23 protein-coding genes are annotated in these 20136 nt (G+C 65.8%); 5 read left to right on the top strand and 18 right to left on the bottom strand.

Annotated elements, in window-relative coordinates:
* Positions 1 to 4 precede the first annotated feature (4 nt).
* From NDN01_RS25620 to NDN01_RS25540, 17 genes are all read right to left on the bottom strand, one after another.
* Positions 5 to 784, bottom strand: a complete 780-nt coding sequence (locus NDN01_RS25620) for a FliM/FliN family flagellar motor C-terminal domain-containing protein (RefSeq protein WP_272625046.1) — start codon at positions 782 to 784, stop codon at positions 5 to 7.
* Between the two features lie 17 nt (positions 785 to 801).
* On the bottom strand, positions 802 to 1980 hold the full coding sequence (locus NDN01_RS25615; protein WP_272625045.1) for a flagellar hook-basal body complex protein: 1179 nt from the start codon (positions 1978 to 1980) through the stop codon (positions 802 to 804).
* Between the two features lie 3 nt (positions 1981 to 1983).
* Positions 1984 to 2430 carry a flagellar hook assembly protein FlgD gene (locus NDN01_RS25610; RefSeq protein WP_272625044.1) on the bottom strand — a complete coding sequence of 149 codons (447 nt, stop codon included), beginning with the start codon at positions 2428 to 2430 and terminating at the stop codon, positions 1984 to 1986.
* Between the two features lies 1 nt (position 2431).
* A complete protein-coding gene (locus NDN01_RS25605) occupies positions 2432 to 3064 on the bottom strand; it encodes a hypothetical protein (RefSeq protein ID WP_272625043.1) in 633 nt (210 codons plus the stop codon).
* A gap of 191 nt (positions 3065 to 3255) precedes the next feature.
* The gene (locus NDN01_RS25600; RefSeq protein WP_272625042.1) at positions 3256 to 3705 is read right to left on the bottom strand and encodes a hypothetical protein; all 450 of its coding nucleotides are present in this window, start codon (positions 3703 to 3705) and stop codon (positions 3256 to 3258) included.
* Positions 3698 to 5029: a FliI/YscN family ATPase gene (locus tag NDN01_RS25595; RefSeq protein ID WP_272625041.1), complete on the bottom strand. Its 1332-nt coding sequence runs from the start codon at positions 5027 to 5029 to the stop codon at positions 3698 to 3700. The genes NDN01_RS25600 and NDN01_RS25595 overlap by 8 nt, the downstream gene beginning before the upstream one ends.
* Entirely contained in the window at positions 5026 to 5694 is a 669-nt protein-coding gene (locus NDN01_RS25590; RefSeq protein ID WP_272625040.1) for a hypothetical protein, read from the bottom strand. Before NDN01_RS25590 ends, NDN01_RS25595 begins: the two co-directional genes overlap by 4 nt.
* Positions 5691 to 6089 (bottom strand): hypothetical protein, encoded by a 399-nt coding sequence (locus NDN01_RS25585; protein ID WP_272625039.1) that lies wholly within the window; start codon positions 6087 to 6089, stop codon positions 5691 to 5693. The genes NDN01_RS25590 and NDN01_RS25585 overlap by 4 nt, the downstream gene beginning before the upstream one ends.
* Positions 6079 to 7320, bottom strand: a complete 1242-nt coding sequence (gene fliF / locus NDN01_RS25580) for a flagellar basal-body MS-ring/collar protein FliF (RefSeq protein ID WP_272625038.1) — start codon at positions 7318 to 7320, stop codon at positions 6079 to 6081. Before fliF ends, NDN01_RS25585 begins: the two co-directional genes overlap by 11 nt.
* Positions 7321 to 7324: 4 nt before the next feature.
* Complete coding sequence (locus NDN01_RS25575) at positions 7325 to 7642, bottom strand: flagellar hook-basal body complex protein FliE (protein ID WP_272625037.1); 318 nt, start codon at positions 7640 to 7642, stop codon at positions 7325 to 7327.
* Complete coding sequence (gene flgC / locus NDN01_RS25570) at positions 7639 to 8067, bottom strand: flagellar basal body rod protein FlgC (RefSeq protein WP_272625036.1); 429 nt, start codon at positions 8065 to 8067, stop codon at positions 7639 to 7641. The genes NDN01_RS25575 and flgC overlap by 4 nt, the downstream gene beginning before the upstream one ends.
* Positions 8068 to 8069: 2 nt before the next feature.
* On the bottom strand, positions 8070 to 8414 hold the full coding sequence (locus NDN01_RS25565; protein WP_272625035.1) for a flagellar basal body rod protein FlgB: 345 nt from the start codon (positions 8412 to 8414) through the stop codon (positions 8070 to 8072).
* A 12-nt stretch (positions 8415 to 8426) separates the two neighbouring features.
* Positions 8427 to 9551 (bottom strand): flagellar basal body P-ring protein FlgI, encoded by a 1125-nt coding sequence (gene flgI, locus NDN01_RS25560; protein WP_272625034.1) that lies wholly within the window; start codon positions 9549 to 9551, stop codon positions 8427 to 8429.
* A 6-nt stretch (positions 9552 to 9557) separates the two neighbouring features.
* Positions 9558 to 10136, bottom strand: coding sequence for a flagellar basal body L-ring protein FlgH (locus NDN01_RS25555; protein ID WP_272625033.1), 579 nt, complete (start codon positions 10134 to 10136; stop codon positions 9558 to 9560).
* Positions 10133 to 10774 carry a hypothetical protein gene (locus NDN01_RS25550; protein WP_272625032.1) on the bottom strand — a complete coding sequence of 214 codons (642 nt, stop codon included), beginning with the start codon at positions 10772 to 10774 and terminating at the stop codon, positions 10133 to 10135. Before NDN01_RS25550 ends, NDN01_RS25555 begins: the two co-directional genes overlap by 4 nt.
* A 10-nt stretch (positions 10775 to 10784) precedes the next feature.
* Positions 10785 to 11555: a flagellar hook-basal body protein gene (locus NDN01_RS25545; protein ID WP_272625031.1), complete on the bottom strand. Its 771-nt coding sequence runs from the start codon at positions 11553 to 11555 to the stop codon at positions 10785 to 10787.
* Entirely contained in the window at positions 11552 to 12259 is a 708-nt protein-coding gene (locus tag NDN01_RS25540; protein ID WP_272625030.1) for a flagellar hook-basal body protein, read from the bottom strand. Before NDN01_RS25540 ends, NDN01_RS25545 begins: the two co-directional genes overlap by 4 nt.
* Before the next feature lie 401 nt (positions 12260 to 12660).
* Here NDN01_RS25540 and NDN01_RS25535 point away from each other — a divergent pair, with 401 nt between their 5' ends.
* The gene (locus NDN01_RS25535) at positions 12661 to 12813 is read left to right on the top strand and encodes a hypothetical protein (protein WP_272625029.1); all 153 of its coding nucleotides are present in this window, start codon (positions 12661 to 12663) and stop codon (positions 12811 to 12813) included.
* Between the two features lie 34 nt (positions 12814 to 12847).
* Here the strand turns inward: NDN01_RS25535 and NDN01_RS25530 are convergent, their stop codons facing one another.
* Positions 12848 to 13507, bottom strand: a complete 660-nt coding sequence (locus NDN01_RS25530) for a murein L,D-transpeptidase catalytic domain family protein (protein WP_272625028.1) — start codon at positions 13505 to 13507, stop codon at positions 12848 to 12850.
* 162 nt (positions 13508 to 13669) lie between these two features.
* Between NDN01_RS25530 and NDN01_RS25525 the strand changes: the two genes are divergently transcribed.
* From NDN01_RS25525 to NDN01_RS25510, 4 genes are all read left to right on the top strand, one after another.
* Complete coding sequence (locus NDN01_RS25525) at positions 13670 to 14311, top strand: L,D-transpeptidase family protein (protein WP_272625027.1); 642 nt, start codon at positions 13670 to 13672, stop codon at positions 14309 to 14311.
* Positions 14312 to 14421: 110 nt separating this feature from the next.
* Positions 14422 to 14916, top strand: coding sequence for an Lrp/AsnC family transcriptional regulator (locus tag NDN01_RS25520; RefSeq protein ID WP_272625026.1), 495 nt, complete (start codon positions 14422 to 14424; stop codon positions 14914 to 14916).
* 379 nt (positions 14917 to 15295) lie between these two features.
* Positions 15296 to 18403 (top strand): TonB-dependent receptor plug domain-containing protein, encoded by a 3108-nt coding sequence (locus tag NDN01_RS25515; RefSeq protein WP_272625025.1) that lies wholly within the window; start codon positions 15296 to 15298, stop codon positions 18401 to 18403.
* A 42-nt stretch (positions 18404 to 18445) separates the two neighbouring features.
* The gene (locus NDN01_RS25510) at positions 18446 to 20038 is read left to right on the top strand and encodes an amidohydrolase (RefSeq protein WP_443025269.1); all 1593 of its coding nucleotides are present in this window, start codon (positions 18446 to 18448) and stop codon (positions 20036 to 20038) included.
* Positions 20039 to 20136: the final 98 nt, after the last annotated feature.

Here is a 20136-nt window from a genome sequence, read left to right as displayed (position 1 = left end):
GAAACTACCTGTTGAGGGAATCGAGGAGATGGAGGTCGAGCCGGTCGCCCGAACGTTCGACGGTACATCGGCCAGCCGGTGCTGCGCCGCCGCCCAGCATGAGCCCGAGCGGCGCATCGAGCGCGGTATCGAATACCAGCACGTCGCCCTCGCTCAGGTCGGCAAAATCGGCGAGCGTCAGGGCACAGCGCCCGATCAGCGCTGACAACGAGACCTCCTGTGCGACGAGACCTGCGGCGAGCGGCGGCAGCGTGGCGGTTCTGGGTGTCGGCGGCAGGCCTGCCTTGACCAGCGCGATCATCAGATCGGTACTGGCGACGATGCGCAGCAGCGCGCGCGAATCGACGCCGAGGCCGCACCCCCGCGGCTGCCCGATCTCCGGCACCCCATCCCCGTCGAGCGGTGTCCAGCGCGCCTCGGCGGGCAGGCGGAAGGCCTGCGCCACGCGGCGACACAGGTCGTCGAGACACGCGGAGGACAGGTCGGCGACGATCCGGGCATCGCCGTCGGTAGCCGCTTCGGCACCGGCGGGCGCCCCGAGCATCAGCCGGGCGAGCGCGGCACGCGCACCCGGTTGAACGGCGATGGCAAGATCATTGTCGAGCATCAGCCACTGCGCCTCGCCGGCGAGAGTCGCCAGCGGGGCAACCACATCGAGCGGCCGCACGGTCGACCGCGCGAACCATTTCGACGACCATTGCCGCGCCATGTCGGCAAGGCCCTCGTCGATCGCCGATCGATCGAGCGCGCCGGGCGGCAGCCAGGAAATAGGGGTACGCTGCACAGGAATTTCCTAAAACGTCAGCCCTGTCCGCGGATGCCGAACAGTTGCTGGATCATATCGTTGGTGACGCTGATGATCTGCGACGAGGCCTGGAAACCGCGCTGGATGAGGATGAGATCGCCGAATTCGCGCGATAGATCGACATTCGACGCCTCGAGCCGGCGCGAGAGCACCGTGCCGACGCGATCGTCTGTGCTGGTCAGCAACTGCCGCCCCGCATTGCCGCCGTCGGTGAACAGCCCGCCGCTCTTCTGCTTCAATGCCTGCGGATCGCGGAAATCCGCGAGCGCGATGGCGCCCAGCTGCACCTTCTGCTCGTTCGAATAGCCGACCTCGAGCTCACCCTTCTCGTTGACCGACACCGAGGTAATCGTACCGAGTTTATACCCGTCGACCGACGCCGCGCGCAAAGACTGCGTCGTACCGCCGGAAAAGGACGTCACCGTGGTGAAATCAAGTACGACCGCCTGACTGTTGTTGCGGGTATCGGTGATGGTCAGCTTCGCGGTGCTCGGATCGACGATGCCGTTGATGAATTTCAGCGTGGCCGTACCGACCGGATCGGTGCTGCCATCCCTGACCGTCACCGTCCACTCGCCGGTGGTGGTGGCGCTGCGATCAAGCTTGACCTGCCAGAGACGCTGGACACCGTTCTTGTCGACGACCTTGACGTCGTTCACGCTGAAGGTCGTCTGGTCGGAAGAAAGATTGTCCGAGAAAGTGATCTTGGTGGTCGCCTTGGGCACGCTGGTGCTCGACGTGTCGACCGACACGCTGACCGGGCGTCCCGATGCGTCGAGCATCGCAAGCCGGTACTCGGTACCGGTCAGCATGATGAAGCCGTCCTTGCCGACCTGGAAACTGCCCGTGCGGGTATAGGCCACCTCCTCCCCGCGCAGCAGCATCAGGAATCCGGCGCCATCGACCGACAGATCGAGGTCGCGTTCGGTCTGCCGCAACTCGCCCTGCTTGAGATCGATCCGCGTGCCGGCATTGGTCACGCCATGGCCGCCCGAGCCCCCGCTCGACGCATAGGACAGGCCGCCATTCCCCCGAATCCCGACCACGTCCTCGAACGAGACGGTCGACGACTTGAATCCCTGCGAATTCAGGTTGGACACGTTGTTGCTGACCTGCTGAAGCCCCTTGGAATAGGCGTTCAGGCCGCTGAGCCCGATATAGATCGACCCGAACATTGCTTAGCTCCCTTCGCGGATTTGCGTGATGCTGCCGATGGAGATGTTGCTGATCGTCCGGCCATCGGCGGTCAGGATCGTGATGCGGGGATCGCCATTCTCGAACTTGATCGCGGTGACCTTGCCGGTGACGAGCGAGGCGTTGGCGCCGATATCGACGCGCCGCCCCAGCAACCCCGCAGCCTGCGAATTGCCTTGCGCCGTGACCAGCGTTTCGAGCCGGTCGTTGGTCGTCTGGCCGATCTGGATCTGCGAGAATTGCGCGAGCTGGGAGACGAACTGGAAATTGTCCATCGGCTTCAGCGGATCCTGATAGGTCAGCTGGGTCAGGATGATCTTGAGCAGCGCGTCGAAGCTAAGGCCGAAGGCGGACGTCGCCGCCTGCTGCGCCGATGGCGCTGCGCCACCCACGACATTGTTCGATCCCGATCCGACAGGGTTCACCTGCATGTCATTGTCCTCCCGTTCCGGTGCCGGGCGTACCCGCGCGGGTACCCCGGCTGTCACCGTTGATCATGATATCCTTCGCCGCCAGCCCGTGCCGCGACAGCAGCGCAACGACGCGGTCGCGCAATTTCAAGCGGTCGGCCGGTTCCAGCTCGCCGATCTGCATTGAAATCTGCAGGCCCTGTTCGACCTCCCGCACGGCGACGCGGGCGGAAAGCGCCGCGCCGCGCGTTGCGAAAAGCCTTGCGAGCAGACCACGGCCAGAAGGGGCGCCGATGTCCGGTGCAGCGGCAGGCGAGGTGTCAAAGGACGACGGCATTGCAACGATGTGTTCGGGCGGAGGCGCTACGGCTGGCACGGCCAAGAATTCAGGCGGTATGGGGACGATGGCCTTGCCTGAAATCATTGATGCCGTGCCCGGCATGGGCCTGGGCTGGGACGCCGCCGCGAGGCCGGGCGATGGCACGGATTGAATGACGGGAACGGCCGCTGGCACCACCGGATCGGCGGCAGCGACGATCGCCTCGGCACCATCCACCGCGGGGGCCGGCTCGACGCTATCAGCGGATGGGTCCTCGACCTTCGCTTGCCCCGGTAGGGCCGTCGCCCCCTGGAAGAAGCCGTCGGCGTTGAACATGTCGGCATGGCCCCCGACGCCAGCATCCTCATCGCCTCCGGATGCGGCACCGCCAAAATCCGCCACGAACCGGGCGCCCAGCCCGCCAAGCAGGTCATCGAAGGAAGAATTCGAGCGCGGCGCTTCCGGTACCGGAGGTGTCGGAGGTGCGACGCGTTGCTGCCCGGCGGCACGCGGTCCAATGCTGACGGTCATCGTATCATCCAATTATACGTGACTCGGTCCGACAACGCGTCGAGCCGCTTTTCCTCGCGACGGCGTGCGGCGTCGCGCCGCGCTGCCTCGTGCTGCGCCTCGGTCAGCTGAACGCGCGCCTCGGCCGAGCGCCAGTCGTCCTGCCGCCGGACATGGAGATCAGCCGACAGACGGTGACGGGTGTCCGCCTCTTCAGCGAGCCCCTCGCGCTGCGTGAGGCGACCAGCGAGTCCCCGCGCATAGTCGGGCGCGAAACCGGGCTCGGCGAGATGCGCGAACCAGTCGTCGCGCGCGCTGTCCGCCGCCTCCCGCGCCGATTGCTGCGCGCTCAACGCCTCCGCCTCGGCCTCGCGCGCCGCGGCGAGAGCTGAATCGGCGGCGGCGCGGCGGACATGCTGCACCGCGACCAGCTTCGCGACCTGGCGTGGATCGACTTGCCTAGCCATGCGCGCGGACCCGGTCGACCACCTGCCGCAAGCGCTGCACCACCTCGGCATAGGCAGTGCGTTCAGTCCGCGGCTGCCGCAGGAAAGCGGCGAGATCCGCCCGCGCCGCGATGGCGCGGTCGACATTGGCGTTGGTGCCGTTCTTGTAGACACCGCTTTCGATCATCACCCGGGCTTCCTCATAGGCGGAAAGCATGGCCGTCGCCTCGCGCATGGCGCCGGCCTGTTCTTTCGAGACCAGCCGCTCGGACTGGCGGCTGATGCTGCGGGCGATATCGATCGCCGGGAAATGGCCCTGCTCGGCAAGGGTCCGGGACAGGACGATGTGTCCGTCAAGCAACGACTTCATCAGCTCGACGATCGGATCGTCGACATCGTCGGTCTCGCTCAACACCGTCATGATCGCGGTGATCGCGCCGCCGCTGCGCATCGCGCCGCAGCGTTCGACGATGCGTGGCAAGGCAGTGAAGACGTTGGGCGTATAAGCGCGCACCGTCGGCGGGGCTCCGGCGGCAAGGCCGATCTCGCGCAGCGCCATCGCCATGCGCGTGACTGAATCGATCATCAGCACGACATGCTCGCCGCGCGCGCGCCAATAGTCTGCGAGGCACAGCGCATATTGCACCGACCGGACACGCAACGCCGCGCTCTCGTCGGATGTCGCCGCGACCAGGGTGAAACGCGCGGCATCCTTGCGGGCCGAAAGCAGGCGCCACATCGCCTCGACCTCACGCCCGCGTTCGCCGACCAGGCAGAGGATGCAGCGATCGCCCTCCGTCTGCGTCGCGAGCTGTTCCATCAGGCTGGTCTTGCCAACGCCGGACGCGGCGAAGATGCCGATGCGCTGCCCCTCCCCCAGCGTGAGCAGCCCGTCGATCGCGCGCAGCCCGGTGTCCAGCACGCGCGACGGGTCGGCGCGATCCATCGGCCTGGGCACGCTGCCGGCCAGCGGCATGCCGGCATCGGCGACGATCGCCGCACCGCCGTCGATCGGACGACCAAGGGCATCGACCGCCCGCCCCGCGAAACCGTCGCCGACCGACACCTGGCGGTGGCGCGGCCGGGCGACGACCCGCGCATCCAGGCGGATGCCGGCACCGGATTCGAGCGGGATCAGCACGACCCGGTCGGTATCGACCGCGGCGATCTCCGCCGGGGTCCAATGGGTGCTGCCGTCGCCGTCGCATTCGATCTCGCACAGATCGCCCAGCGCCGCGGCGGGGCCGCTCGCTTCGACCAGTCCCGAGGCGACCTTGCGCACATGGCCATAGGGCTGCGCGAAATCCGCCTCGGCGATGCGTTGAAGGAAGGCGTGCGTCTTCACGACCCGCTCGCCAGACCGGCGAGAAAGGCGTCGAGTTCCCGCCACTGCGTGACCGGCCCGCAGGCGACATGGCCGAGTTGCAGGTCGATGCGGCACTCGCCGCTCGGCAACAGCTTGTCGACGATGATCTCGGTCCCGCCGGCCTGTTGCCGCAGCAGATCGAGCGCATCGCCGGCAAAATCCACCCCGCTGACACGCATCGCGACCACGCTTTCGGCGCGCAGGGCGGCGATGCGATGCTGAATCGCCAGCGTCACCAGATCCGCCATGTCGGCGTCATCGCCGAACATCCGCGCGAGCGAGGCTCGCGCGACCATCAGGGCAAGGGCATCTAGCCCGGCCAAGCGTTCGTCCCATGCGGCACGGGCGGCATCCGCGGCGTCGCGGATATCGGCGGCGAGGCTTTCGCTGTCGCTGGTCGCGGCATCAAGACCCTCGCGATACCCCTCGTCCCGCGCGACGCGCTCCGCGGCAGCGGCGGTTTCGCGCGCCGCGAGCAGCGCTCCCTGCAGCGCGGCGATTTCCTCATGCGCGTCATCCAGCGCCAGTTCGGTGGCCGACTTCACCGGTGCCGCGACGCGAGGCGCGGGTACGGCGGGCGCAACCGCGGGCGCACCGGAAAAGGATTTCACGCTGCCGTCGTCGCTGCCGGACTTGATGATCATGGCCGCGCCTTGCGCGGGCCAAGCAACCCGCCGACCGCATCGAGCAGCGAGCGACCAGAGGTGCCCGGCGGCACCAGCGCGGGCCGCTGCGCCGGACGGTTCGATCCGCCCCCGACTGCCTGGAGCAACGCCTGACGCGCGGCGCTCGTCATGTTCCCCGCGACGGCATGGCCGGTGGTGGTGCGGGCGATATCGATCCGCTCGGCGATCCAGACCGAATATCCACTGGCGGCCTCGGGCGGCGCATAGGCCACTGCGGCATCGGTCTCGGCCGCGAGCCGCCGGTCGAGCGCGGCGCGTTCGGACGGTGTCAACGCGCGCAGGATCGCACGCCGCGCGCCATGCGACATCGCGTCGAGCTCAGCGGCCAGGGCGATCAGGCTGTCAGCGGCCATCGTCACCCCGATCGCCGGCAAGCTGCGCGCGCAGGCGCCCGACAAAGGCGTCACGGTCCTCCACCGACAAGGCACCCTGGCGATTGCGCACGACCAGGATCACCGCGGCCGTCGCCACGAGCGCGGCCAGCGCAAGCGACCACCAGCTGAACAGTCCGCCAAAATCGAGCGCCGTGACCGGCGTCACCGGATCGACCACAGTTGCCGGCGCCGCCGCCGGGAGGACCGGCTGGGGCGCCGCCGCCGGCGCCGTGATCGGCCCGACTTCGAACGAGAGGCTGTCGCCGATGGCTTCGTCAAGGCCGATTGCCGCGGCAACGGCGGCACGCCCACGATCCTGATCGCCTGCTTCCAGTGGCGACAGCGTCAGCACAGTGACGCGCAACCGGAAATTGCGTGCGCCCGGTGCTGACGTGCTGCCCGGCGCGGTCCCGATCGTACCGGCATCCCCGCCACCCAGCACCAGCGTACGCACGCCGACATTCAGCCCCGGCAGCACGCCCGCCATCGCCGCCTTGGCACGGGCGCTGTAATAATTCTGCGCGGCAACCTGTTCCTCGACCTCAGGCGACGCGATCGCCTGCGACGTCGGCGCCTGGCTGACGATATGACCGTCCCCGTCGAGCACCACGACTTCGCCAAGCGGCAGATCCGGCACCGCCGAGGCGACGAGTTGCTGGATTCCAGCAACGCGCTCCGCCGTCAGCTGCTGGCCCGGTTTCGCGATCACTTCGATCGCCGCCTTGGGCGTGCTGCGATTGCCCCGGAACAGCGAGCGTTCGGGGATGGCGAGATGAACCCGGGCGCTTTCCACCCCTTCCATCATCATGATCGTGCGGGCGAGTTCGCCCTGCAGCGCGCGCTGATAATTGATCTTCTGCGCGAAGTCGGTCAGCCCCATGTCGGACTTGTTGAACAGCTCGAACCCGACCGCCCCCTTCATCGGGATATCCGACCCGGCGACTGACAGGCGCACATCGTCGGCCTGGGTCGTGGGCACCAGGATGGTGGTGCCATTGTCGCGCAGCCGGTGCGACACGCCCTTCGCCTTGAGCTCGGCCACGATCACCGATGCGTCGCTCTGCTTCAATCCGGTGTAGAGCACGACATAATCGGTGCGCAGGAACAGATAATAGCCGGCGAACAGCGCAAGGCAGATCGCCACGAACGCCACCACGGCGATGCGCCGCTGGTTGGTGAAGGCCCGTGGGGTGGCAGTCTCGATGGCCATCGAATCAGAGCTGCATGTTCATAAGTTCGCGATACGTCTCGACCAGCCGGGTGCGGACCTGCATCGCAAGCTCGACCGACAGCCGCGCTTCCTCGAGCGCATAGGTCACCTTGTGCACCGGCACTGAATCGTCGAGCGCGAACTGGCGGACCAGATCGTCGGCGGTGGCGAGCTTGCTTTCGACCTGCTTCATGCCTGCGGTCAGGATGTCGCCGAAGCCGGAGCCGGAGGGCTGCTGCACCTGCGGCATCGCGCCGAGCCGCAGGGCGATCGGATCGGTGGAAAGCGCGGTCGTCGCCGCGATGCCCTCGACCCCGGTCACGACTGACGCCCCAGTTCGAGCGCGCGGCTGTACATCTGGTGCGCGATGTTCATCGCGGTGAGGTTCGCCTCATAGGCGCGCGACGTCTTGATCAGCAGCGTCATCTCGCCGGCATGGTCGATCGCCGGATAGCTGACATAGCCTTGCGCGTCGGCCTGCGGATCGTTCGGTTCATAGACCCGGCGCAACCCGCCGGGCATCGGCTCGAGACCCGTCACCTGCACGCCCTTCGGCTTCGCCGCCTGAGTCTTGCCGGCCACGACCGCGGCGAAACCCTCCTTGGGGGCTGACACCAGCCGCATGGCGCGGAACGGCTGGCCCGATGCGGTGCGGCTGGTATTCACATTGGCGAGGTTCTGCGCGATTACCTGAAGCCGCTGCCATTCGACGTCGAGCCCGGTGCGGCTGATCTGCATTGCGTCCATGATTACTGCCCCCCGCGCACGACGGTGCGTGCGATCGACATCTGGCGCCCGAGCATGTCGAGCAGCGCGCCGTAGCGCAGCGACGTTTCCGACGCGGTGGCGAGTTCCAGATCGAGCCGTGCCTCGTCGCCGATGCCGGTGATCGCCGACGGCTTCATCGTCAGGACGAGGTCGCGCACTGCCTCCGGCCCCTTCGCCGCGGCCGCCTTGAGGCTGTCCTCGAAATTGACCTCCACCGGACGGAAACCGCGCGAGCTGGCCCCGGCGATGTTCTGCGCCGTGGCGAGAGCACGCATCGACAGCCCGTCGAGCGCCTTGTTGATGATGACGGAGGAAATGGCGTCCACGCTCCAGGCCCCTTATTGAACGATGATGTCCGCGTGCAGCGCGCCCGCGGTCTTGATGGCTTGCAGGATGCTGATCATCCGGCGCGTATTGACCCGGGCCCGCGACAGGCCCTGGACCAGATCGGAAACAGTCGTGTTGGGGAAGCTGACCACGGTATCCCCGACTGAATCGTCGACATCGAGCTTGGTGTTGGTGACGATCAGGCTCCGCACGTCGCTGGCGAAGCCGGAATAGAAATTCGGCTGCGACGCGATGTTCTCCGCCTTGATCGTTACCTTGATATCACCCTGGGAGATCGCGACGCTCGAGATCATCACATCCCCGCCGGCCACGATCGTGCCGGTACGCTCGTTGACCACGACGCGGGGCGCGCGATCCGGCCGAACCGACAGCGCCTCGATCTGAGCGAGGAAATTGGTGAGCTGGGCGGGGTCCCCGGCGTAGCGGATCTTCACTTCATCAGCGCTTTTCGCGATCGCCGAACCGAAGCCGAAGCGGTTGTTGACCGTTTCGGCGATACGCTGCGCGGTGCCGAAACTCGGGTCGCTGAGCAGGAAAGAGAGCTGGCCGTCGCTGCGCAGGATCGTCGCGTTGACCGCGGTCTCGACCGTGGCACCACCCTGCAGCATGGCGGTGGTCGGATAATTGCGCTGCTGCTGGTTGAGATCGCTTTCGAAACTGTAGCCGCCAGCGACCAGGGCACCCTGCGCCAGCGCATAGGGGTGCTGGTCGGGGCCGAGCATCGGCGTCATCAGCAACGTCCCGCCGGCAAGGCTGCGCGCATCGCCGATAGAGGACACCGTGACGTCGATCCGATCGCCGACATTGGCGGACGCAGGCAAGGTGCCGATGACCATCACCACCGCGACGTTGCGGCTGCTGATCTGGTCGTCGGTCACGGTGGTGCCGAGCCGGTTGAGCACGTTGCGCAGCGCCTGCCGCGTCACCGCGCTGCGCCGCGTGTCGCCCGATCCGGCAAGGCCGGTGACGAGGCCGTAGCCGATCAGCGCATTCTCCCGCCAGCCGTCGAACCGGCCGAGACCTCGCAACGACACTTCCTGCGCCGACGCCAGGGCGGGAGAGCCGAGCGCGACCGGGACAAGCAGCAGGGCAAGCAACCTAAGCAAACACAACACGGGAAATCACCCAAGCCCGAGGAAACGGAACACTTTGTTGATGAGCCCGGGCTTCGCGCTGCGCGCGACGAAACCCTGGCCGTCATAGTTGATCTCCGCGTCGGCGACGCGGCTTGAAAGGACACGGTTGTCGCTATCGATATCGGCCGGGCGGACCCGCCCGCGCACGCCGATATTGCTGGTCTCGCCGTTCACGCGCATCCGCTGTTCGCCGGTGACGACGAAATCGCCATTGGGCAGGATCTCCCGCACCACCACCGTCATCTGGGTGACGAAGCGCTCGCTGCGCTGCACCTGGCCGCCGCCGGCATAGCTGCCGCCGACGCGCAGGGCGCCGGATTCGTCGAGCGACCCCGCCCTGAGCCCGCCGCTGAGCGCGGTGTTCTTCGACGAATCCGTCTTTGCCGTGCTGGTCGATTCAGCCGCCTGATAGACCACGACGGTCAGCGCGTCCCCGATCTGGCTCGCGCGCCGATCGCTGCTCATCGCCGACCAGCCGCCGCCCTTGTAGAGATCCTCGGCCCCGGCCGGCATGGCGAGCGTCAGCGCAGCGAGCATGGCTGACGCGGCAATACGACCGGTCATTTCGTCCCTCCGATGTGCAGCGGCGCCGCGAAAACCCGGCCGTCCGCGTCGCGCACGAAGACGCGTCGCCCGCGGCTCGGCTGAAGCGCGGTGACCTGCCGCTCGATCCGGACCGGGCCTGCGACCGATACGAGCCGGAGCGCAGCGCCCTTGCCGACGCCAGCCGCGGACAATGGCGGGATGTGACCGAGACGGGTACCGGCCGGCAGAGCCGCCAGCGCCACGGCCCCACCGGCCGCGCGATCGAAACCGACTGAGCCCGGGCGGCTTTCACCGCACGATGCCGCCGAGACCAGATCCGGCGTAATTGCCTCACCCTTCGCTACGGGAGCCGCCAGCACGAAGCACGTACCGGCGACAGGGGCCGGCGCGATCGAGCGGAGGACGATCTCACCGTCCGGCCCTGCCATCTCCGCGCCAGGCAGGCTGCGCCTGACCAGACGTGCGAGCCCTTGCCGGGAAATCGTCACCGACGCCCCATCGCGCGGCAGGGTCGCCACGACGCGGGCCCGTGTCCGGGCGTCGAGCATCGATCCGGTCACCACATCGCCGATCAGCACCTGGCGACCAGCCACCGCTACTTCAGCGGCGGCGGTGATCGTCGGGGCTCCGGCGGCGAGCAGGATGGCGGCAATCATGCGAGCAGCCTTATCGACGCAGGCTGTTGGCGATCGACATGAGCTGATCGGCGGCCTGGATGAGCTGCGCATTCGCCGCATAGGCGCGCTGCACCAGCATCAGCTGCACCATCTCGGTCGTCATCTCGACGTTCGACCGCTCGATCGATCCCTGCACCAGCATGCCGGTGCCGTCCTCGCCGGCCTGTGCATCGACCAGGCGCGCGCCGTCATTCGCCCGGTACAGCCCACCGTCGAGTTGCTGCAGCATCGCCGGATCGGAGACCTTGACCAGCGCGATCTGCCCGACCTCCACCGGGCTTGCCTCGCCGGTCCGGGCGCGCACCACGCCATCGGCTGCGATGGTGATCGCCGACGTGTCGTCGGGGATGGTGATGGCCGCCTTCAGCGCCATGCCGTTGACGGCGGAGAGCAACCCGTCCTCGCCGACCTTCATCGTGCCGCCGCGCCATAGCAGCGTCTGGCCATTCGGCCCCATCAGCTCGATGAAGCCCTGCCCTTCGATCGCGACGTCCATGCTCGATCCGGTGACCTGCATCGTGCCGGGCTCGTTCATCATCGCGACCGAATCGGCCCGCACGCCCGACGTAGCCAGCGCCGTGTTGTCGAGGTCAGCGCGCGGCACATCCGGGTCGCTGCGCATCGCCAGCACTTCGGAGAAACGCACCTGCGACCGCTTGAACGCGGGCGTGTTCACATTGGCGATATTGCCGGCGATGACATCCAGCGCGCGCTGCTGCGACTGAAGCCCCACCGAGCTGATATAGAAGGCGCCGTTCATCGCCCGCTCTGCCCGAACGTCGTGATCGCGCGACCGAGCAGATCGTCATAAGTCTGCACCAGCCGGGCGCCGCTTTCCGCCTGACGCAGCGCCGCCATCATCGTCACCATCTCGTCGCCGACCGAGACGTTCGACGCCTCGGTCATGCCCTGGCGCACCAGCGGGTCGGCTACTTCTTCGGCCTCGCCCGTGCCGAGCCTGAACAGCGAGCCATCGATCGCCTCGATCGCGCCGGCACTCGCCTGGAACACGCCGACCCGTGCGACCGGCCGGTCGCCATCAAGCACCGTGCCGTCGGCAAGAATCTCGACGCCGGCATGCTCAAGCACCAGATCGCCGCCGCCCGCCTGTTGCAGCACTTGGCCCTGCGGCGTGACGACAGCGCCGTTGGCGCCGAGCTGGAACTGGCCCTGGCGCGAATAGACCATCGCATTGCCGTCCCGCAGCTTGAAGAAGCCGTCGCCGCTGATCGCGATGTCGAGCGGATTGCCGGTATCGACCATCTTGCCCTGAGCGAGATCCGGCCTGAGCCGCATCACGAGCCCGCCAATCATATCGGCCCGATCCCGCGAGACGAGCGAGGCGAAACTGATCTGACGCTTGTAGCCCGGCGTAGAAACGTTGGATATATTTGCCGAAACTGCAGCAAGGCGTCTTTCGGACGCGCTGAGAATCGCAGTCGCGGCTTCCACCAAGCCAGTCATAATTCCCCCCCGGAATACTGTCCCGATATGAGACACATATCCCGGCCCGGTCAACGCCACTTTGGTTCTATCTCGTTCGATTTGAACGAATAGGTCCGGAATCAGCCAGATTCCGGGCGGAAATTTATTTTACGATGGTCGTGGCTTTTGACGATTCGGACCGCCCCCGGCGATATCGCCATCCGCATCGAAGAATCGTTTCGATAGCGGCACGAATGGATCGCCGGGCGCCTTCACCCCTGTCGGTTTTCTCCCGACGCCGACAAAAATACGGTTGGCCCGGATTGCGACGAAGCGCGGAACAATCGCGAATCTGCGGTGTTCTACGTCGAGGTGTGCAGGAAATACGATCAAGCACCTGACTCGAGAGGAGTCCAAGGCCAGGTAAACGGAGACTGACAATGAACGGCACCATCTATTTCCGAGCCGATCACGAGCTTGTCGGCAGGGTTCTGGCGGAGAAGCTTCGCCTGCGCGCCGAACAGCGCGGCGTGGGCGACAGCTTCCGGATCGCGGGGCCGCGTCGCCGCCCCTTCGCTACCCTTCCCGCCTGAGCAACGCTGGCCACGCGACGGCGGTGACGCCGCGCTAGACCTTCGCGGAGAAGAGCATTCGCCCGGGCCCGAGCCGGTCGAACAGGAGGTCGATTTCCGCCTCGCCCACGACGAAGCAGCCGTCGCTGCGACCAAGCACCGGCTGACTCAGCAGGATGTCCGGATTGGCGTACCGGGCGCAATGAATGACGATGGCGCGGCTTTCCGCGTTATTGTTGGTGAGATCCAGGCCGATCAGACGCTGAGAAACGCCGTGGTCACCGGTATAATAGTCCGATGTCAGGAAGGCCCCCTCCGATGAGGCAAGCGACCCCTCGTCGTTCGAGAATCGCCGCACCCATCCGCTATGATCGGGGTCAGACCCCTTGCCGTGCGCCACGAGGAAGCTGACGGTCGCCCCGTTACGCAGATCGACCAGATAGAGGCGTGGCTGGAAGGACGGCGCGCTGAAGTCGGCGATGGCGATACGGTCAGCAAACTCGATCCGATGGCGATGCCGGTCGAGCGCGACCAGCGCCTGGCCAAGCAAGGCTGGGGGCATTTTGCAAGGCGCGCTGATCGGCGGGAAATCCTGCGCCATGGCGGCGTTGCCAGGGAAGTCCGGCAGCACGAATGACGCGGCCAGCGAAGCGGCGACACCCGCGCCGTTGCGCAGGACCGCGCGCCGCGACGGCACCCAGTCCCCATCAAGCATTGGCCCATATCGCACTGGCAAGCCTCGACCGTCCGTGGGGGCCGGGATAGCAGATTTGGCCCTCGATTCCCGGATAAAGTTGCGGCACATATTAACCATTCGGCCGCTCAGGTGCCAAGATGGGCGGCCCGATCGACAACCACGATCGACAACGAGGTGCGCATGGTCCTGTCCCGGAGTTCGACCTGGTCTCTCGCCGCGATGTTCCTCCTTGCCTGGACCGCGACGCCCGCCCGTGCCGCGGAGGGCGCGACATTCACCATGGACGTCGCCGCGGCGCTCGGACCCGGCCAGTTCCTCTGGAACGACACCGGCGGCACGGGTGACATCCGCATCCTGGTCAGCATCCCGCTCCAGCGTGCCTATGTCTATCGCGGCGATGCGCTGATCGGCCTTTCGCCGATTTCCAGCGGCGCGCCCGGCTTCGACACCCCGGTGGGCGCCTTCACCATCCTCGAAAAGGATGCGGACCATCGTTCCAACATCTATTCGAACGCACCCATGCCCTTCATGCTGCGCCTCACCTGGGACGGGATCGCGCTGCATGCCGGCAGGAATCCCGGTTACCCCGCCTCTCACGGATGCGTGCGCCTGCCGGTCGCCTTTGCCAGGAAGCTGTTCTCGATCATCAGCCTCGGCGCGCAGGTGATCGTCACCGACGACTATACCGATCCCCTATCCGTGCCGCGGTCGCCCGACATGACGATCGCCTCCGCCCGGGCCGTACCGTCCGGGATGCTGCCGCTCGACATTGCTCGCCGCGCCGCAGCATCAGCCATTGCCTGGACAGCCATCGCGCGGTAACCGTCGATCGCTTTCACAAGATAGAATCTGCCGGGCACGTTGCCATCCTTGTTGCTTCCAATCATGTTGCAACGCACAATCGATCGATTGATGCGTAAAGGGGACAGGGCATGAACGATTTGGGCATCGGCGATATCGATGCGATCGACTATCGGATCCTCCGCGAGCTGGCGAGCGACGGGCGCGCCTCGGATGTGGCACTGAGCGAGCGGGTCCATCTGTCGAGCACGGCGGTTGCCCGGCGCCGCAAGATCCTGGAGGAGCGCGGCGCGGTGCGCGGCTATTCAGCCGATCTGGACATGGCGCGGCTTGGCTTCGGCATCGTCGTGATCGTGATGATCGAACTTCGTTCCCAGGCCGAGAACGTGCTGATGGAGTTCGAGACGGCGGTCGTGAAGTGCCCGTCAATGTCCTATTGCAGCTTCGTCTCGGGCAATGTCGACTTTCTGATGATCGTCCATGTGAAATCGTTCGAGGATTACGACCGGGTCTATCGCAGCGAGCTTTCCATGCTGCCACACGTCGCCAAGATCCGCAGCAGCTTCGTGATGCGCGAAGTGGCGCAACGCTCGGTTCCGCCAGTGCTGCTGGCCGGCCCGGCATAGGCCGTTCCACCGATTCGGACCGAATCCGGTTGCAATGTGGAAATCGGGCTAGCTGACGTCGAGCAGCGCCCGAAATCTGCGCTTCATCCGATGTCTTTGAAAGATTCCACGCAAACGATGTAATTCTACGCGTGAAAATAGCGACATCCCCCAACTAAACTCTGCTAATCTTGCGCCGGGGTAGTTCCAAAGAGAGTTACCCCGTCGGGAGAATTCAGAATGCGAGACACGAACCGGGCGCCGACGCACCATGTCGGCGCCACAGGTGAAGTGCGCGTTAAATATATCAGCCAGCAACGGGTGCGTGAAAGAACAATGTTCCAAAGGAACAGGAAGAAGGGAGAGGTTGCCCGGGGAGTAACAATAATCGGGGGCGACCATGACAATTCTATTCAGCACAAGTACGTCTTTAGACCGCCGGTTTTTCAGACGGCACAACCTGTCGACCGCCGGAATCCTGGCCTTGGTCGCCGCCGCGATGCCCGGCATCGCCGGTGCACAGACGGCCCCGGTGATGATGGCGAGCGTCGAGGACAAGGCACCCACCGCCGCCAGCGATGCAATCCCGGCCGATCTGGCCCCCGAGGATCAGCCCGCCGGAGGCGAGACGCCGCAAGACGAGATCACCGTCACCGGATCGCGCATCGTGCGCGACGGCTATAACGCCCCCACCCCGGTCAGCGTGATCAGTAGCAAGGAATTGCAGGCGGAGGCGCCCGCCAACGTCGCCGACTTCGTCAACACGCTTCCTTCGGTGCGCGGCAGCTCGACCGCGGCCAATTCGAACGGCTCGCTCAGCAATGGCCTGGCCGGCGTCGCGTCGGTCAATTTGCGCAACCTCGGCTCGCAGCGCACCCTGGTGCTGTTCGACGGCCAGCGCTCGGTCGCGGCGGCCACCAGCGGCGTGGTCGACGTCAACACCTTCCCCCAGGCGCTGATCGAACGGGTCGAAGTGGTGACCGGCGGCGCGTCCTCGGCCTATGGCTCGGACGCCGTGTCGGGCGTCATCAACTTCATCCTCGACAAGAAATATACCGGCATCAAGGGCAGCTACGAATATGGCGTCACCACCTATAGCGACGGCCCGAACCACAAGTTCACGCTGACGGGCGGCGCGCCCTTCGCCGGCGGCAAGGGCCATGTCCTGGTCAGCGGCGAATATTTCACCCAGAAGGGCATCCATACGATCGACCGCGACTGGAACGACGCCGGTTTCTTCCAGATCGACAACCCGGCCTATAGCGCGGCCGCCTGTTCCGACACCAATCCCGCGACGATCTGCTATCCCTCGCGCCTGATCCAGGGCGGCATCGGCACCGGCCAGTTCACCGAAGGAGGCCTGATCAGCACCGGGCCGTTCAGGGGCGTCTATTTCGGCCAGATCAATCCGGCCACCGGCAAGGCGACCACCAATAATTTCGTGTTCGGCCCGTCCAACGGCCAGTGGATGGTCGGGGGCGATTATCTGATCGGGCGCGAGGGCCATGTCAGCAGCGCGACGCTGCTCCCGTCGGAGGACCGCAAGAGCGCGTTCGGCCGCATCAGCTACGAATTCTCGCCAGCCATCGAGATCTACGGGCAGTTCGCGTACAGCCGATACCAGGGCCAGAGCTATTACCAGCAGACGCCCACAACCGGCGTCACCATCCAGATCGCGCCGTCCACCGCCAATGGCGGGCTGGTCAACGCCTATCTGCCGGCCAGCTTCCTCAACCAGGTCAACGCCTATAACGCGACGCCGGGCAACACCCCCGTCACCACGGCGCAGATCGGCACCAGCAATATCGGCATCCCGCCGCAAGGCAGCGACAATACCCGCGAGGTGTTTCGCTATGTGGTGGGCGCGAGCGGCGATTTCGGCCTGTTCGACCGCAACTGGCACTGGGACGCCTATTACCAGAAGGGAATCACCAAGACCAACGAACTGCTGACCAATGCGTGGAATATCGATCGCATGGCGCTTGCGACCGATGCGGTGGTCGCGCCCGCCGGCAACGCATCGGGCATCGCGGCGGGCACCATCGTCTGCCGTTCCCGCCTGACCGCCGCCAATGTCAACAATGGCTGCGTGCCGATCAACCGCATCGGCATCGGCGGCGTTTCGCCCGAGGCGCTTGCCTATGTGCTCTATGGCGGCCTTCAGCCGCTGCGGAAGCAGACGCTGAAACAGGATGTCGCGGCGCTCAACTTCTTCACCAACAATCTGGTCGATATCTGGGCAGGCCCCATCTCGCTCGGCTTCGGCGGCGAATGGCGCCAGGAATCGGTTTCAGGCTCGGTCGACCCGCTGTTCCAGCCGCGCGTCGCCAATGGCGTGACCAGCGGCACCTGGATCTACGGCAACTATCTGCCCACATTCGGCAAATACAATGTGAAGGAAGCCTATCTCGAAACCATCATACCGCTGTTCAAGGGCGCCGACTTCAACGGCGCCTTCCGCCTGACCGACTATTCGACCTCCGGCACCGTCACCACCTGGAAGGCCGGCGTGACCTGGCAGCCGATCAGCGACGTCAAGTTCCGCGGCACCATTTCCCGAGACATCCGCGCGCCGAACCTGGGCGAGCTGTTCGCGCCGGGCACCGGCCGCACCAATACCGTCAACGTGCCATTGGCCGGCGGCGGCCAGCGCGCCGACCAGTTCAACGAGTCCACCGTCGGCAACCCCGCCCTCAACCCCGAAATCGCCCGGACCTATGGCGTCGGCGCGATCTTCACGCCCGGCTTCATCCCCGGCCTCGCCTTCTCGGTCGATTATTTCCAGATCAAGCTGAGCGGCGCGATCAACACCATCACCGCGCAGACGCTGGTGACCCAATGCTATGAGCAGAGCAACGCAGCCGCCTGCGCCGCCGTCTCGACCACGGGCGGTCGCGGCGTCACGACGCCGGGCCTGGTCATCACCAGCATCGAGCTGAAACCGACCAACTTCGTCGGGATCGAGGCGAAGGGCATCGATTTCGAGGCGAGTTATCGCAAGCCGATCGGCCCGGGCGCGCTGACGCTTCGCGCGCTGGTGACCAAGAATATCAGCCTCTATACCGACAATGGCATCGACGTGCCGACCGAGGCGGCCGGCCAGAATTCGGGCAGCCTGCCCGACTGGACCTATCGCCTGACGGCCGGATACGATGTCGGGCCCTGGGGCTTCCAGATCGTTGGGCGCGGTGTCAGCGGCGGCGTGTACGACAACAGTTATATCGTCTGCAGCACCGATTGCCCGGTCTCCACCGTCGCGAACCGCACGGTGAACCGCAACGATATCGCCGGCGCGATCTACCTCGACCTCCAGGTCAATCACAGCTTCGAGATCGCCGGCGCGAAGACGACCGCGTTCCTGTCGATCAAGAACCTGCTCGATACCGATCCGGTGCTGGTGGGCAACGGCCCGACCGGTAACAACACGCCTGCCTATCCGCAGACCAACCGCAACCTCTACGATGTCCTGGGCCGCGTGTTCCGGGTCGGCGTCCGCTTCGATTTCTAAACCCCAAGACCAGAAAAGATCAGGAGAATCCCAATGAAGAAGATGGTTGGATTGACGGTCGCCTTGCTGTCCACCGCGCTTTACGTTCCCACCGCCGCCAACGCCCAGGCCAAGCCGGCGCTGAAGGCTGAGGCGATCGCCAATGTCGATGCCCATGCCAGGCTGGTGCAGCAGATGGTCGATTCCATCTACAGCTTCGCCGAACCGGGCTTCCAGGAGTTCAAGACCTCCGAATACATCACCGGCATCCTCGAAAAGGAAGGCTTCAAGGTCACGCGCGGCGTGGCGGGCATTCCCACCGCCTTCACCGCGACCTGGGGCGAGGGTGGCCCGCTGATCGCGCTGGGCAGCGATATCGACGGGCTGCTCGGCCTGTCGCAGATGCCGGGCACGCCCAAGATCACGCCCCAGGTCCCGGGCGCGCCGGGGCATGGCGAAGGCCATAATAGCGGCATGCCGCTGATCGTCGCCGCGGCGATCGCCGCCAGGGACGTCATGATCAAGCACGGCATCAAGGGCCGCCTGATGCTGTGGCCGGGCGTCGCCGAGGAGTTGCTCGCGACCAAGGCCTATTATGTCCGCGAAGGCCTGTTCAAGGATGTCGATGCTTCGATCTTCACTCATGTCGGCAATGGCTTCGGCACCGGTTACGGCGATCTCGGCAACAACGGCATGGTCTCGGTCGAATACAGCTTCCACGGCAAGACCGCGCATGCGGCGGGCGCGCCCTGGGCAGGCCGCAGCGCGCTCGACGCGGTCGAGGTGATGGACATGGCATGGAACATGCGCCGCGAGCACCTGCCGCTCACCCAGCGCTCGCATTACGTCATCACCAATGGCGGCGGGCAGCCGAACGTCGTGCCGGGCGAGGCGGCGGTCTGGTATTATTTCCGCGAGCAGACCTTCGATTCGATCCGCCAGCTCTACGAGACGGGCAACACCATCTCCCAGGCGGCGGCGATGGCGACGGGCACCACTGTCACGCGGCGCGTGCTCGGCTATGCCGCGCCCAATTTCGCCAACAAGCCGATGGCCGAGGCAGCCTATCTCAACATCAAGGCGGTCGGCATGCCGAAATGGAGCCCGGAGGACCAAGCGTTCGCCAAGGCGATCCAGGAAACCAACGGCCTGAAGATCCAGCCGCTCGGCACCAGTGTTGATCCGCTCTCGACGCCCGAGACGCGCGGTAAGTCCAATGGCGGCGGCTCCGACGATATCGGCGACATCATGTGGGCGGTGCCGACCATCACCATCCGCTTCCCCTCCAATGTGCCAAGCACGATCGGCCATAATGTGACGGCGGCGATCGCGATGGCGACCCCGATCGCGCATAAGGGAGCGGTGGCCGGCGCCAAGGCAGTGGCGATGACGGTGCTCGACCTGATGACGACGCCGAAGCTGATCGCCGACGCCAAGACCTATTTCAACACAGTCCAGAAGAAGGACCAGAAATATGATCCGGTACTGACCGCGGCCGACAAGCCGGCGATCGACCTCAACACCCAGCTGATGGCGCAGATGCGGCCCCAGATGGAGAAATTCTATTACGACCCGGCCAAATATGCCAGCTATCTCGAGCAGATGGGCGTCGCCTATCCGGCACCCGCCTCCCCGCCAGCGACCGCGACGAAATAAAAGCCCTTCGGCACCTTCCCCGTCATGGCGGACTTGTTCCGGCATCCACCGGGCCGCACAACCATCGGTCAACAGGTTCGCGGCATGGTGGCCCCCGG

It is taken from the genome of Sphingomonas sp. QA11 (assembly GCF_028473665.1).
Taxonomy (GTDB): domain Bacteria; phylum Pseudomonadota; class Alphaproteobacteria; order Sphingomonadales; family Sphingomonadaceae; genus Sphingomonas; species Sphingomonas phytovorans.
Note: the sequence above shows the minus strand (reverse complement) of the source record. Positions and strands in the feature narration are given on the sequence as shown.

Coding starts and splice junctions, on each gene's coding strand:
- flgC (WP_272625036.1), bottom strand. CDS start 8,067: ATGGACGCAATGCAGATCAGCCGCACCGGGCTCGACGTCGAATGGCAG.
- NDN01_RS25510 (WP_443025269.1), top strand. CDS start 18,446: ATGGTTGGATTGACGGTCGCCTTGCTGTCCACCGCGCTTTACGTTCCC.
- NDN01_RS25525 (WP_272625027.1), top strand. CDS start 13,670: ATGGTCCTGTCCCGGAGTTCGACCTGGTCTCTCGCCGCGATGTTCCTC.
- NDN01_RS25515 (WP_272625025.1), top strand. CDS start 15,296: ATGACAATTCTATTCAGCACAAGTACGTCTTTAGACCGCCGGTTTTTC.
- NDN01_RS25605 (WP_272625043.1), bottom strand. CDS start 3,064: ATGTTCAACGCCGACGGCTTCTTCCAGGGGGCGACGGCCCTACCGGGG.
- NDN01_RS25535 (WP_272625029.1), top strand. CDS start 12,661: ATGAACGGCACCATCTATTTCCGAGCCGATCACGAGCTTGTCGGCAGG.
- NDN01_RS25615 (WP_272625045.1), bottom strand. CDS start 1,980: ATGTTCGGGTCGATCTATATCGGGCTCAGCGGCCTGAACGCCTATTCC.
- NDN01_RS25520 (WP_272625026.1), top strand. CDS start 14,422: ATGAACGATTTGGGCATCGGCGATATCGATGCGATCGACTATCGGATC.
- fliF (WP_272625038.1), bottom strand. CDS start 7,320: ATGGCCATCGAGACTGCCACCCCACGGGCCTTCACCAACCAGCGGCGC.
- NDN01_RS25545 (WP_272625031.1), bottom strand. CDS start 11,555: ATGAACGGCGCCTTCTATATCAGCTCGGTGGGGCTTCAGTCGCAGCAG.
- NDN01_RS25540 (WP_272625030.1), bottom strand. CDS start 12,259: ATGACTGGCTTGGTGGAAGCCGCGACTGCGATTCTCAGCGCGTCCGAA.
- NDN01_RS25530 (WP_272625028.1), bottom strand. CDS start 13,507: ATGCTTGATGGGGACTGGGTGCCGTCGCGGCGCGCGGTCCTGCGCAAC.
- NDN01_RS25585 (WP_272625039.1), bottom strand. CDS start 6,089: ATGGCCGCTGACAGCCTGATCGCCCTGGCCGCTGAGCTCGACGCGATG.
- NDN01_RS25550 (WP_272625032.1), bottom strand. CDS start 10,774: ATGATTGCCGCCATCCTGCTCGCCGCCGGAGCCCCGACGATCACCGCC.
- NDN01_RS25610 (WP_272625044.1), bottom strand. CDS start 2,430: ATGCAGGTGAACCCTGTCGGATCGGGATCGAACAATGTCGTGGGTGGC.
- NDN01_RS25555 (WP_272625033.1), bottom strand. CDS start 10,136: ATGACCGGTCGTATTGCCGCGTCAGCCATGCTCGCTGCGCTGACGCTC.
- NDN01_RS25600 (WP_272625042.1), bottom strand. CDS start 3,705: ATGGCTAGGCAAGTCGATCCACGCCAGGTCGCGAAGCTGGTCGCGGTG.
- NDN01_RS25590 (WP_272625040.1), bottom strand. CDS start 5,694: ATGATCATCAAGTCCGGCAGCGACGACGGCAGCGTGAAATCCTTTTCC.